This is a genomic window from Cedecea neteri (assembly GCF_000758305.1).
In the GTDB taxonomy this organism is placed as follows: Bacteria; Pseudomonadota; Gammaproteobacteria; order Enterobacterales; family Enterobacteriaceae; genus Cedecea; species Cedecea neteri_C.
Window position 1 is genome coordinate 4103518 of record NZ_CP009458.1, and the last position, 13575, is coordinate 4117092.

A 13575-nucleotide genomic window follows, 5' to 3' on the forward strand; every position below is an offset into this window, starting at 1 on the left:
TTTTTAGACGAATCAGACATTGTCAGGAGAACAATGCATTAACACGCATACAGCACGGTTGGCGAAACCAGAGGCTTACTGGACGTAGTTAACGATAACTTGATTACTGCGCACCCGCAGCGGCGGATACATAGAACCGCCGCCGGGCACTTCCCAGACAAACCGTAAGGGCTGATTTGCATCGGTGTTGGTCAGGCCGCGCGTGGTGCCATTTTCCCCCTCAAGCGGGGTGCAATTCGTCGGCGAACAAAGTTTGACAGTCAGCCCCGCAGGCGTCGGGCCATCCAGCACGTAGGTCCAGGCGATCAGCGTCATTCTGCCGCTGACGGGCTGCATCGGTTTCAACGGGCGGGACGAGGCCGTTACGCCCCGATTAGCGAGAGTCACGCCAATCCCGCTGTCCTGCCAGGAGCCCTCACCTAACGCCAGCGCGCCAAACGGCACCAGCAGCATCAAAAGTAACGCTTTCATTTTTTATTTCGCTCCGATCGTGGCCGTCATGCGGATGTTGCGGTTGTCGGACAGCTCCAGGCTAGAAAGCACCACCAGCTGCGGCAAGGTTCTGCGTAAGAAACGCGCCAGCAGCGGACGCAGGGCGTGGTTCACCAACAGCACCGGCGGCGCACCCAGCATTTCCTGGCGCTGTAACGCATCCTGAGTCTGTTCCAGCAGGCGATCCGCCAGCCCCGGTTCAAGACCGCCCCCGCCCTGCAGCGCCTGCAGCAGCAGACGTTCAAGGGAAGCATCCAGGCCGATAACCTGCACTTCACCGGTGCCAGGGAACCATTGCTGCGTGATAGCCCTGCCCAGCGCCACGCGAACCACGGCGGTAAGCTCATGCGGATCGCTTTGAATAGGCGCGTGCTCCGCCAGCGTTTCGAGAATGGTACGCATATCGCGGATCGGCACCTTCTCTTCCAGCAGGTTTTGCAGCACTTTATGCAGCGTGGTCAGCGTCACCACTGCCGGGATGAGATCTTCCGTCAGCTTCGGCATTTCCTGCGTCACGCGGTCAAGCAGCTGCTGCGCTTCCTGGCGGCCAAACAGCTCTGGCGCAAACTGCCCGATAAGGTGGTTCAGGTGCGTAGCCACCACGGTACTCGCTTCAACCACGGTAAAGCCCTGAATCTGCGCCTGCTCTTTCAATGCGCTTTCAATCCAGATGGCAGCCAGGCCAAAGGCCGGATCAATGGTCGCCTCGCCCGGTAACGTCCCGGCGGCCGTGCCGGGGTTGATCGCCAGCCAGCGACCAGGATAAGCATCCCCGCTGCCGATTTCTACGCCCTTCATCAAAATACGGTAGCGCGCAGGCGGCAGATCCATATTGTCGCGGATATGCACCACCGGCGGCAGGAACCCCATCTCCTGGGCGAATTTTTTACGAATACTGCGAATACGGCCCAGCAGTTCGCCGTCCTGTTGGAAATCCACCATCGGAATCAGGCGATAACCCACTTCCATGCCCAGCGGATCTTCCAGCTGTACGTCATTCCAGGTGGCTTCCACAGCCTGAGCATTCTCCGGCATTTTCACTGGCTGAGGCGCTTCCGGCGCGGCCATCTGACGGCCACGCATCCACCAGGCTAAGCCCAGTAACGCCGCGGTAAACAGCAGGAAAACAAAGTTCGGCATGCCCGGCACCATGCCGAGCAGTCCCAGTACGCCAGCGGCCAACAGCATCACGCGCGGGTTATTGAACAGCTGGGTCACCATCTGCTCGCCGACGTCCTGGTCAGTCGCCACGCGGGTAACGATCACGCCCGCTGCGGTGGAAATCACCAGCGCCGGGATCTGCGCTACCAGGCCGTCACCGATGGTCAGCAACGTATAGCTCTGTGCCGCCGCCCCCATCGCCATATCGTGCTGGATAACCCCGACCATCAGGCCGCCCACCACGTTAATCACCATGATGATAAGCCCGGCCACGGCGTCGCCGCGCACGAACTTACTTGCCCCGTCCATTGAGCCGTAAAAGTCGGCTTCCTGGGTGACTTCCGAGCGGCGTTTTTTCGCTTCCTCTTCACCAATGATCCCGGCGTTCAGATCGGCATCAATAGCCATCTGTTTACCCGGCATCCCGTCCAGCACAAAACGCGCCCCGACTTCGGCGATACGCCCTGCACCCTTGGTGATAACCATAAAGTTGATGATAACGAGGATGATAAACACCACGATACCGATGGCGAAGTTGCCGCCCACCAGGAAGTGGCCAAAGGCTTCAACCACTTTACCCGCCGCCGCCGCGCCGGTATGGCCTTCAAGCAGGATAATTCGGGTAGACGCTACGTTCAGCGCAAGGCGCAGCAAAGTGGTAAACAGCAGAATGGTCGGGAATGCCGCGAAATCCAGCGTGCGCTGGGTGAACATCGCCACCAGCAGCACCATGATCGACAGCGCGATGTTAAAGGTAAACAGCAGGTCGAGGACAAACGGCGGCAGCGGCAGCACCATCATCGACAGAATCAGCAGGATCAGTACAGGTCCCGCAAGAATTTGCCATTGCCCAGATTTCATGTTGCCCGGCAGGCGCAACATCGCAGCCAGATTAGCCATCGGAGTCCTTCTCGTTTGCAAAGTCCAGCGCCTCAGGCACCGGCAGATTTTCAGGTTTCTTCGGAATTAAGCCGCCCGCCACGCGCCAGCGGCGCAGCTGCCAGACCCAGGCCAGCACTTCCGCCACGGCAGAATAAAGCTGGCCGGGGATCTGCTGCCCAATTTCCGCATGGCGGTACAGCGCACGCGCCAGCGGGGGGGCTTCCAGCATCGGGATGCGGTTTTCATTGCCAATTTCTTTAATGCGCTGAGCGATCAGCCCGGCACCTTTCGCCAGGACTTTGGGTGCGCTCATTTTGTTTTCGTCGTACTGCAGGGCCACCGCATAATGGGTCGGGTTGGTCACGATAACGTCAGCTTTTGGCACATCGGCCATCATGCGACGGCGGGCAATCGCTCTTTGCTGCTGACGAATACGCCCTTTAATGTGCGGGTCACCCTCGTTCTGTTTGTACTCGTCACGAATGTCCTGGCGGGTCATGCGTAACTTTTTAATGTGGCTGTAGATCTGGAAGAAGACGTCAAATCCCACCATAGGGATGAGGCCCAGAATCACCAGCAGGGCGCAAAGCGCCACCATGTTGAGCGCGCTGGCCAGGGCAGTAACCGGAGACTCACTCATCAGGCGCATCATCGCCGGCCAGTTGTGCCACAAATACCAGGCGGCCACGCAGCCCACCAGCACCGCTTTCAGCAGCGCCTTGAGCAGCTCGGCTGCCGTCTGCATGGAAAACATTCGCTTAATACCGGCAATCGGGTTGAGCTTGCCGAGATTAAACTTGATCGACTTGGCGCTAAAGTTCACGCCCCCCAGCAGCATCGGCGCGGCTATCGCGACAATAACCAGGCCGGAGATCAGCGGCAGCAGCGCCATCACCGCAAGTTTTATCAAATGGCTAATCTGATTCACGATCAGGCTGGGGTCGTTGATGATTTTATGGTCAAAGTGCAAGCCATCAGACAGCATCGCGCCGAGCATCTTGCCCAGCGACGCTCCGCCCATCCAGATAATGCACAGCCCCACCAGCAACATCAGTAGAGAAGTCAGTTCACGGGAACGCGGGATCTGCCCCTCTTCACGCGCCTTTTCAAGTCGGTGGGCCGTGGGGGCTTCTGTTTTTTCCTGATCGCTATCTTCAGACACCGCAACAATCTCGTGGCCGCATTTTCAAGGACAGCATGCCAGAGCACGGTTGGGCTAATAGAGGAATTACAAACGTTTTTGTACGTTTATTTTGACGTTAACGAGCGGCCTCCCCCACGCGCGTGAGAGCGGCCGCCGCTATTTTAAAAGCCTAAGCTGTCCAGCAAATCATCAACCTGATCCTGGCTTGCCACCACGCCGGCGGCGGTAGCATCAAGCTGTGGCCCGTTCAGCAAGCCTTCGTTCACGCGCTTGGCGCGAGCGTCCGGCTCCGGCATGTTTTCCAACAGCACCATCAACAGCTGGCGTTCGATCTCCTGGATAACGTCCATCATGCGCTTGATAACCTGGCCGGTAAGATCCTGGAAATCCTGCGCCATCATGATTTCCAGCAGTTGGGCGTTGGTGAAGCTGGTGTGCTCCGGGACGCCTGACAGGTAGCTGCGGGTGTCGGTTACCAGTTCGCGCGCATCTTTCAGCTCGATCGGATTTTCAAACCATGCATCCCAGCGGCCGCTCAGCGCTTTCGCTTCGCTTTCCAGCTGGTTCTGGTGAGGCTGCGACAGCTCCACACAGTTCAGGGCGCGCTCGGCGGCCTGTGCGGTCATCTGCACGACATAGTCCAGGCGATCGCGGGCATCAGGAATAGCTTCAGCCGCTTCAGCAATAGCCTGGTCGAGCCCCAGTTCACGCAGGCTGTCGCGCAGCATGCGGGTCAGGCTGCCGATACGTGCAATGATATCGGTCGGTGAATGCTCGTGTATCTCTGTTGCCGGGTTTGTTGATGAGTGCATTTGCGCCTCCTTACATGCCGAGCTTTTCGAAAATTTTGCCCAGTTTCTCTTCCAGTGTTGCCGCAGTGAATGGCTTAACGACGTAGCCGCTTGCCCCGGCCTGTGCGGCTGCAATGATGTTTTCTTTCTTCGCTTCTGCCGTGACCATCAGCACCGGCATCGCTGACATTGCGCCGTCGGCACGAATGGTTTTCAGCAGTTCCAGACCGTCCATGTTCGGCATGTTCCAGTCAGAAATCACAAAACCAAAACCACCGGCCTGCAGTTTGTTCAGCGCATCTACGCCGTCTTCCGCTTCTTCAACGTTATTAAAACCCAGCTCTTTAAGCAGGTTACGCACGATACGGCGCATGGTTGAAAAGTCGTCTACGACCAGAAACTTGAGTTCTTTGTCCGCCATAAAATCCGGGCTCCTTCAGTTAAATACGTATTGCCTGTCCGGCACTAATTTTCGCCAGCATCTGCTGGCTAACCTGGCTTAAATCGACCACTTCGCTGACGCCACCGGAATTGATGGCCTCACGCGGCATGCCGAACACCACACAACTTGCTTCGTTTTGGGCGATGGTCCACGCCCCTGCCTGGTGCATCGCCAGCATCCCGGCGGCACCGTCATTACCCATCCCGGTGAGGATCACGCCCACGGCGTTACGCCCCGCGTGTTTCGCCACCGAATGGAACAGCACATCCACGGCCGGGCGATGCCGGTTCACGGGTGGGCCGTCATGTAATTTGATTTGATAGTTTGCGCCGCTGCGCGCCAGCTCCATATGCTTATCGCCCGGGGCGATATAGGCATGGCCCGGCAGCACGCGCTCACCGTCTTCGGCCTCTTTAACGCTGATCTGACACAGCTTGTTCAGCCGCTCGGCAAACGAACGGGTGAAACCCGGCGGCATATGCTGGGTAATCAACAGCGCCGGGCTGGAAAGCGGCAGCGGCTGCAGCACATGGCGAATCGCTTCTGTACCGCCGGTTGAAGCCCCAATCGCAATCAATTTTTCCGAACTCAGCAGCGGCCCGGCCTTCAGGGTTGCTGGCACGGCGGCTGGCGCATGGGCAGCAATCTTAGCCCTGGCGGCGGTTCGCACCTTTTCAGCAATCATTTCGCTGTAGGCCAGCATCCCTTCGCGAATGCCCAGCTGCGGCTTGGTCACGAAGTCGATCGCCCCCAGTTCCAACGCGCGCAGCGTCACTTCTGAGCCTTTGCCGGTCAGCGAAGAAACCATCACCACCGGCATAGGCCGCAGGCGCATCAGCTTTTCAAGGAAGTCGAGGCCATCCATACGCGGCATTTCGACATCCAGCGTTAACACATCCGGATTGAACTTTTTAATCAGATCGCGCGCCACCAGCGGGTCCGGGGCGGTGGCAACCATTTCCATATCGCTATGACTGTTGATAATTTCCGTCATTATCTGCCGCATCAGTGCAGAGTCATCGACCGATAAGACACGTATTTTCGTCATGTTCTTTCCTTACTCAGGCCATAGACCGTCTGACCACGCAGCCAGAAGTCACGGCTGAGGTTACTGAAGTTCTCCGAATGCCCGGCAAACAGCAGCCCGCTGGGTTTCAGCAGCGGAACAAAGCGCTGCAAAATCGCCTGCTGTGTAGGTTTATCGAAATAAATCATTACATTGCGGCAAAAAATGGCGTCAAACGGCCCCGGCACCGGCGCCTGCTTGTCCAGCAGGTTGATCGGCGCAAAATCGATATGATTCGACAGTTCACTGCGCACCCGGACCAGCCCCTCATGCGGCCCCGTGCCGCGCATGAAATAGCGCTGCATCTGGACCGGGGAAAGCGTTTTCAGCTCTTCCTGGCGATAAACGCCGCTCTGTGCTTTCTCCAGCACTTGCGTGTCGATATCGCTGGCAAACACCTTCCAGCGGCCCGCGCCGCCCCCCAGCACATCCGCCAGGGTGATGGCGATGGAATAGGGTTCTTCGCCAGTCGAAGCCGCGGCGCTCCAGACTTTATAGTCCCCGCTGCGTTTGCGGGCATGTTCCGCAAGAATGGGGAAATGGTGTCCTTCGCGAAAAAAAGCGGTCAGGTTAGTGGTCAGCGAGTTGATAAACGCCTGCCATTCGGCGCTGCTGGAGTTGGCTTCCAGCATGCCTAAGTAGCGGCCAAAATCATCCAGACCCAGCAGACGCAGGCGACGAACCAGACGGTTATAAACCATGTCCCGTTTATGGTCGGCCAGCACGATACCCGCGCGCTGATAGATCAACTGGCATATCCGACGAAAATGCGCGTCGGACAGCGGCAGACGCTGTGTCATCTGTAGCATTAATGACTGTTGCCCGGTGGGCGTCGATGATGTCATAGCGCCTTCTTTATTCCCTTCAAGATGTTACCCATTCTCCGGTCGCGGCGAATTCACTGGCTGCGGGCTCAGCGTCGGCACCGCTCAGGTGAAATACCGCCACCACACCGGAAAGATATTCAGCCTGCCCCGCCAGCGCATCGGTGGCGCTGGCGGCTTCTTCCACCAGCGCGGCGTTTTGCTGCGTGACCTGATCCATCTGGCTGACCGCCTGGGCGACTTGCTCAATCCCACGGCGCTGTTCATCTGACGCCGAGGCAATTTCGCCCATAATGTCGTTCACCTGGGTGACCGAACGGACAATTTCAGCCATCGTTGTCGCCGCCGTATCCACCAGCTTCGACCCCTGCTGTACGCGATCAACTGACTCTTCGATTAACACTTTGATCTCTTTGGCCGCCTGCGCGCTGCGGCTGGCCAGGTTGCGAACTTCCCCGGCAACCACCGCGAACCCACGCCCCTGCTCCCCGGCTCGTGCAGCTTCTACCGCCGCGTTCAGCGCGAGGATATTGGTCTGGAACGCAATACCGTCGATCACACTGGTAATATCACTAATCTTCTGTGAACTTCCCGCAATATCACGCATGGTATTTGCCACATTTGCCGCCTGCTGCCCGCCCTGTTTCGCGGTATCAGCCGCGCTGCGGGAAAGCTGCGCCGCCTGGCGAGCGTTATCGGCGTTCTGCCCGACCGTGGCCGTGAGCTGTTCCATGCTGGCTGCGGTTTCGGCCAGGGAAGCCGCCTGCTGCTCGGTGCGCGCAGACAGATCGCTATTACCTGCGGCAATTTCGCCAATACCGGCGTGCATTGAGCGAGTGCCGCTGCGCACCTGGCTGACCGTCTCTTTTAATGCCGTCTGCATGTTTTTCAGGCTGGCGAATATCTCCGAGATCTCATTGCGCCCGAAGACCGAAATAGGCTTCGCCAGATCCCCGGCGGCGATGCTGTCAAAGTGGCTCCGCACAATCGCCAGCGGCTGCACAATCATCTTGCGCGACCAGGCCAGGGAGCCGAGCAAAAGCACCACGGCGATGATCGTCACCACGGTGAATATCACCGCGGAGATATGGTAATTTTTCTGGCTGTCGCCGCTCGCGGCTTGCACAATCTGATTAATGCTCTGCTGCCAGGCATTAAAGTTCGCATCAAAAACACCCTGCGATTTCTGTACTGGCGCGGTCATAAAATCGGAAAGCTGGTTGTTCTCGAGCCATGTTGCCTGATGCTGGAGATCGTCTCTGAATGCCGCATAGCTCTCTTTCGTCGACGCCAGCATTGTCTCGGCCTCGCCCCCTTTCTGCGGGATCTCAAGGAACTGGTTAAACAGCATATCCGCCTGCTTCAGGCTGCTGCGGGCATCCGCCATCAGGCGCTTAATATCGTCCGGTGGATAGCTGAGTGCCGTCAGCGTGCCCGCCCGGTTCAAGGCATTGCTGGCCTGCAGTAACGCGGCCCGGCTTTGGGTTAACGCGTCGCGCTGCTGATTGCTAACCTCAACCCTTTTCAGGTTCTGGAAATCGTCACGAAAAGCCCAAAAAGACAACCCATTACTGCCAATCTGCAAAACGCCGCAGACAATCAAAATCAGGAAAAGCGTGGTCGAGATCCGGATACGGTTTAACATCAAAGCTTCCCTCTGCCGGCCTGCAGGCCGGTATTCATCTGATCAGAAAGTTTCCCAGTTATCGTTATCCCCGGCCCGGGCCGGAGTACGCGGGGCATGAACCACAGGGCTTTGCGCTACCGGCGCGGCCGCTGCAGGTTTTTGACTACCCGCATTCCCTTGCAAACGGAACGTCGCGACCGATTGAGTCAGGCGGCTGGCCTGCTCCTCCAGCGCGGCGGCCGCAGCAGCAGACTCTTCCACCAGCGAGGCGTTCTGCTGCGTCACTCTGTCCATCTCAGACACGGCGAGGGCGACCTGGTCGATACCCCGGCTTTGCTCGTCAGAAGCGGAGGCGATTTCTCCCATGATGTCCGTGACCCGCGTCACCGCGTTCACGATGTCGCTCATGGTTTCCCCTGCGCTTTCAACCAGCACGGAACCCGTGTCCACGCGTGAAACGGAATCTTCAATCAGCAACTTAATTTCTTTCGCCGCCTGGGCACTGCGGCTGGCTAAGTTACGCACTTCCCCGGCGACAACCGCGAAGCCGCGTCCTTGCTCACCCGCACGTGCAGCTTCTACCGCCGCGTTCAGCGCCAGAATGTTGGTCTGGAAGGCAATGCCGTCAATCACGCTAATGATGTCGGCAATTTTCTTGGAGGAACCCGCGATGTCATGCATGGTTTTCACCACGCCATCCACAACCTTACCGCCGCGCTGCGCGGTTTCGGACGCATTCAGCGCCAGCTGAGAAGCCTGACGTGCGTTGTCGGCATTTTGCTTAACGGTGGCGGTGAGCTGCTCCATGCTGGCAGCGGTTTCTTCCAGGGACGCCGCCTGTTGCTCGGTGCGGGATGAAAGATCGTTGTTGCCTGCGGCAATTTCGGTGGTGCCGCTGTAAATGGCATCCGACCCTTCGCGCACGCTGCTGACCGTGGTAATCAGTTCCTGCTGCATGTGCTGCACGCTGGAGGCCAACTGGGTCAGCTCGTTTTTGCCTTCAACGTTAATTTTTTCCGTCAGGTTACCGGCCGCAATCTCGCGGATATGGCCAATCACCACGTTCAACGGTTTCAGCAGGATCTGACGCATCCCGACCCAGACCAGCAGAATGACTGCGGCCAGCGCCAGGGCTAAAACCCCCAACTGCCAGATAGCAAAGGTGTAACCGTCGCGGCTGTCGACGTACGAGGCCTCATACATGCGATCGTTCAGCGCCAGGTAGCCGTCGTAGGCTTTTTCGAGCGCATTCTGCATGCCCTGGGTCGACTGGCCGAAATAGGCATCCATGTTGCCGCTTTCCAGGTAGCCAATCAGCTCCGCCAGCGCCTGATGGTAGGTCTGGTAATCACCGTCGATATCTTTCACCACGGTGTTCATCTCGGCGGAAATGGGCGCAACCTGTTTAAATTTGTTGTAGTGCTGCTCGGCGCTGGCGAGGGATTTCTTCGCATTGTTCAGCAGATCGGTTTTGGCGGCGCTCTGACTATTGGCCGGATCCATCATCATGCGCGCGGCGGAGCGACTAAGGTTAATGCGCGTGTGCAGCATCAGAACCCATGCCTGATTTAATTCAGCCTGCTGCACCCGGAGTTCGCGGGAGACTTTGGAGTTATCATTATTGTTTTTTAACGAATTAAAGAACATTCCACCGGAAATGATTTGCAGCAGCGCGAACACCACCAGCACCATCATCAGCATGGTGACAACGCGAATACGCTTTAACATAGGACGCCCTTTTAACGACTTGTTCCCGAGGTTATCGGCACGGCCCGCGGGAACTTTACGTTAAGTCACAGGGAAATTAACCGGTTGCGCCACGGCAACCGGCTATCTGTCAGGCAGGGGAACGATCAATAGGTTACGGTGATGGTTACCGTGTCGGCATAGTTGTCTGGCGTGTAATTGGTGCTCGGAATAGTGACATAGACCGGGAACTGCTGCGCAGACCCAGTGCCGGTACTGGACGGCATGTTCTGCGACGTATTGCCCCACACCGCCCCGGATGTTCCGGTAGCTTGCCTTAGCTGATAAGGCACCTGGTCGGTATTACTTCCTGTGCCTGACAATACCCCGGTGCCGCCCGTGTTACCGTTCGATGGCGTCAGGCCCACGGTGTAAAGCGTGCCGTTGGTGCAGGCAATCCCAATGGTGTTATTCGACGCCACATTGGTTTGCGTGGCCGTCACCGGCCCAAAGCTAACGTTATTGGCATAGCTGACGTTGCACTGCTTGCCCACTGTCGCCACCACGTTGAAGGGAAAGTTTGCCGTCACGCCCGTACCGCAGCTTGCGGGCGGTGCCAACAGGCCGGTGTTCATTGTGACGGTCATCATGCCGCTGGTGTAAGTATCTTGATAGCCGCCTGGCGCGGCGGATATTTGCGGCAGCGTCATTTGGGCGTAGACCGTCAGGCTGCCGGTGACGGGCGTCAGGTTAAGCAAATTGAGCTGCACCACCGGGTACGTTGTTCCCGACTGGAACTGGCTTCCCCACGCCCCCCCGCTCAATGTGCCCTGATAAAGCTCATAGGACAGCGTACTGGCCGGTGGCCCGGCAAAGGACATTTTGTGGTTCCCTACCCCGGCCCCGTCGATATTGAAGCAGAGCGTCACCCCGGCAAGCAGATCGCCCAATTGTTTGGAACAGCTGTAATCGAAGGTCATCGACGTGTTCGGCGTGCCTGTCGCCAGCGGGTTGAGGGTGCCAAAGTTAACGTTTTGCACGTTACTCACCGAGCACACGACCGCATGGCTAATCCCGGGGGACAGCAAGAGCACCGCCAGCAGCAACAATTGTTTTAATCTCATGCGGTTCACTCCTGTAGCAAAGTCCACAGTTACGCTATCGGCACACAACCGGGCCAATAGTCGGTACGTTTTTCTGATTCTCTGGATAGTCAAACTCAGCCACACAAATGCCGCTTCCTGTCGTCACCCGGAGCTGATTATGTAGCTCAAGCGCATCGAAATAGGTCATGCCATCAAACCCGACAATCGAGTCCTGCCCGATGCCCGTCATCAGCCTGACCGGGCTGCCTTCGGCGATAGTTTTGCCTTTAGCGTCAACCAGACTTATCTGGGCAGCGCGAACCGGCTTGATATCAAAATTCACCAGCGTCCCGGAGCGGTCGGCTGGGGTCGCGTTCAGGCTAACGCTGCGGATCCGCATGTTGGCCGGCAGGTTCATCGGATCGATACTGATCAGGTTGTTCTGGTAGCTGTTGAGCGGCGTCACCAGCAGCCGTCCGCTGCTGTCGCTGTTGCCTACCAGATTATGCTGCAGCTTGACCGGTACATCGGGGATCCCGTCCGTAGAGACCACGGCAAACCCGTTGTTGATTTCCCGGGCGGCAAAAACGCCGCCGCCCATCATCACCAGCGACCCCGTCGCCCCCGCATAGCCATAATTGTTGTCAGGAATGCTGCGGAAGCCGGTATATACGCGGCCATAGCGCCCCAGGTAACCCACTTCGCCCTGCCCGGTTTGCTGGGAACTTTGCTGGCTGGCAGCTACGTTCCAGCCGACACCGCCCTCGGACGGTGGATTCTGGCTGGCATTGAGCTGGTAGCCCATCTTGTCACCGGTGCGCTGCACTGTCGCGCCGGCCGTCAGGCTATTGCTGGTACTGACTGTCAACATCAGGTAGACGCTGCGGTCGCGGGTATCATCAATGTTCTGGTTAAAGCTGGCGCTTAAAGAGATGTTTTCCGTGATCGGTTTAAACCAGCTGGCGTTGGCGTAACGAATAGCGCTTTGGTCAGGGTAGCGAAACTGCAGGTAACTCAGACTGAGATTCCCCCCTACGCCAAAGTTATACCCCACCACCGCGCTGCCGCTGAAGGCAGCCGGCGGGGCGCCATACCGCGTCGCCACATCGTGATAGTCGCCGGAGGTAGCCGTGGCGCTGGAGCTAAAGTTGAAGCGCCCGCCGGACCAGCGGTACCCGAGACTATATAAATAGCCGCTCTCCCCGGCGTCCGAGCTTGCCGCCAGCGCGGTTGAAATCGTCCCGGACTGACTCCAGGGGATCCAGTCGCTGCTAACGCCCCCGTTGACCAGGCTGTCGCTGGCCTCCATATGGCCGCCTGCAGTCAGGCTGTTGCTAAAGCCACGTCGCCAGGTGCCGCTGATCGCCGGTTCGCTGGCGTAATCGAAAGAGGAATAGCCGTAGTTTTTTCTGACCACGCCCAGCTCAAGCGACCAGTCCGTCAATCCTTCCCTCAGCAGAAGCTGATCGTTGTAAAAAGAGAAGTTCTGCACGCTGGTTCTGCCGAGGGCATCAGTCATCATCACCTGAGCATCCCCTGCGCCGGTGATGTTTGGCAGCGTATTTAACTGGAAACTGCCCGCCGGAACCTCGCCGTTATAGTATTTTACCCCGTTGACATACAGCTCAACGCTTGAGGGCAGCGTGGCCGAACCCAGAAACGCGGGCAGCGGCGTCGTCGGCATATAAGGGTTGAGGCCAAAATCCGTCCCAATTTTCACCCCGGCAATGCGGGTCTGGCGGGACCAAGAAAGCGAGCTGGTGAGCGTATCGCCGAGGGTTACCGCCAGCATTTTATCGGGAAAGGAGGTGCGCCAGCTGGTGTCCAGGCGGCTAAAAGACTGATTGCTATTCTGTTCCGTGCTGTAGCGGGTAAGCTGGGTCGAACTCAGGACGCCTGCCGAGTTAAACGCACGGAACTCACTGAACGTGTTGAAGTTGTTGCTCTTGCCACTGTCGCCGTAGAGGTCGTAATTCAGCAATGCCCCAAAGGCATTGGCGGCCTTCGGCGCAGACATGTCGGACTGGTTGAGCTGGGTGGTTTTCAGATCTAACAGGCTTAGCGGTGCGGTCAGGGCCAGGGTTTGTTGCTGGACGTTATAGTCAACTTTGACCTGAGCAATGTCATCCAGGTAATACGGCGGCTTTGCATTTTCCGGCAGGCGAAATCCCAACTGACGCAGGGCCATTGCGTCGCCGTAAAGTTTTCCCTGCGCGTAGCCAAGATGAACCAGACCCACGGCATTCCCGTTCACCGTCGTGTCCAGATATAAATCCACGCCTACAGGCTGAGCTGTATCATTGCTGGCCGCATTCTGAGGTAAGTCATTATTAGTATTTTGTGCTGCTGTCATGCCTGAGAAAAATAAACCATTA

11 protein-coding genes are annotated in these 13575 nt (G+C 57.7%); all 11 read right to left on the reverse strand.

The genetic code is table 11. From position 1 onward, the window contains the following. Window positions 1-75: 75 nt before the first annotated feature. A complete protein-coding gene (flhE, locus tag LH23_RS19070; protein ID WP_039294599.1) occupies window positions 76-471 on the reverse strand; it encodes a flagellar protein FlhE in 396 nt (131 codons plus the stop codon). Window positions 472-474: 3 nt separating this feature from the next. After that, window positions 475-2553 (reverse strand): flagellar biosynthesis protein FlhA, encoded by a 2079-nt coding sequence (gene flhA, locus LH23_RS19075; protein ID WP_039294601.1) that lies wholly within the window; start codon window positions 2551-2553, stop codon window positions 475-477. After that, window positions 2546-3697 (reverse strand): flagellar biosynthesis protein FlhB, encoded by a 1152-nt coding sequence (gene flhB / locus LH23_RS19080; protein ID WP_008453902.1) that lies wholly within the window; start codon window positions 3695-3697, stop codon window positions 2546-2548. Before flhB ends, flhA begins: the two co-directional genes overlap by 8 nt. A gap of 143 nt (window positions 3698-3840) precedes the next feature. After that, on the reverse strand, window positions 3841-4491 hold the full coding sequence (gene cheZ, locus LH23_RS19085) for a protein phosphatase CheZ (RefSeq protein ID WP_039294603.1): 651 nt from the start codon (window positions 4489-4491) through the stop codon (window positions 3841-3843). A 10-nt stretch (window positions 4492-4501) separates the two neighbouring features. After that, window positions 4502-4891: a chemotaxis response regulator CheY gene (gene cheY, locus LH23_RS19090; protein ID WP_008453900.1), complete on the reverse strand. Its 390-nt coding sequence runs from the start codon at window positions 4889-4891 to the stop codon at window positions 4502-4504. Window positions 4892-4910: 19 nt separating this feature from the next. Then, complete coding sequence (locus LH23_RS19095) at window positions 4911-5960, reverse strand: protein-glutamate methylesterase/protein-glutamine glutaminase (protein WP_039294605.1); 1050 nt, start codon at window positions 5958-5960, stop codon at window positions 4911-4913. After that, window positions 5957-6823: a protein-glutamate O-methyltransferase CheR gene (cheR, locus tag LH23_RS19100; protein ID WP_039294608.1), complete on the reverse strand. Its 867-nt coding sequence runs from the start codon at window positions 6821-6823 to the stop codon at window positions 5957-5959. Before cheR ends, LH23_RS19095 begins: the two co-directional genes overlap by 4 nt. Window positions 6824-6842: 19 nt before the next feature. Further along, entirely contained in the window at window positions 6843-8447 is a 1605-nt protein-coding gene (locus tag LH23_RS19105) for a methyl-accepting chemotaxis protein (RefSeq protein WP_039294611.1), read from the reverse strand. Window positions 8448-8489: 42 nt separating this feature from the next. Beyond that, complete coding sequence (gene tar / locus LH23_RS19110; RefSeq protein WP_039294614.1) at window positions 8490-10157, reverse strand: methyl-accepting chemotaxis protein II; 1668 nt, start codon at window positions 10155-10157, stop codon at window positions 8490-8492. Between the two features lie 125 nt (window positions 10158-10282). Beyond that, on the reverse strand, window positions 10283-11239 hold the full coding sequence (locus LH23_RS19115) for a spore coat U domain-containing protein (RefSeq protein ID WP_039294616.1): 957 nt from the start codon (window positions 11237-11239) through the stop codon (window positions 10283-10285). A gap of 34 nt (window positions 11240-11273) precedes the next feature. Next, the gene (locus LH23_RS19120; protein WP_039296912.1) at window positions 11274-13553 is read right to left on the reverse strand and encodes a fimbria/pilus outer membrane usher protein; all 2280 of its coding nucleotides are present in this window, start codon (window positions 13551-13553) and stop codon (window positions 11274-11276) included. Between the last annotated feature and the right edge of the window lie 22 nt (window positions 13554-13575).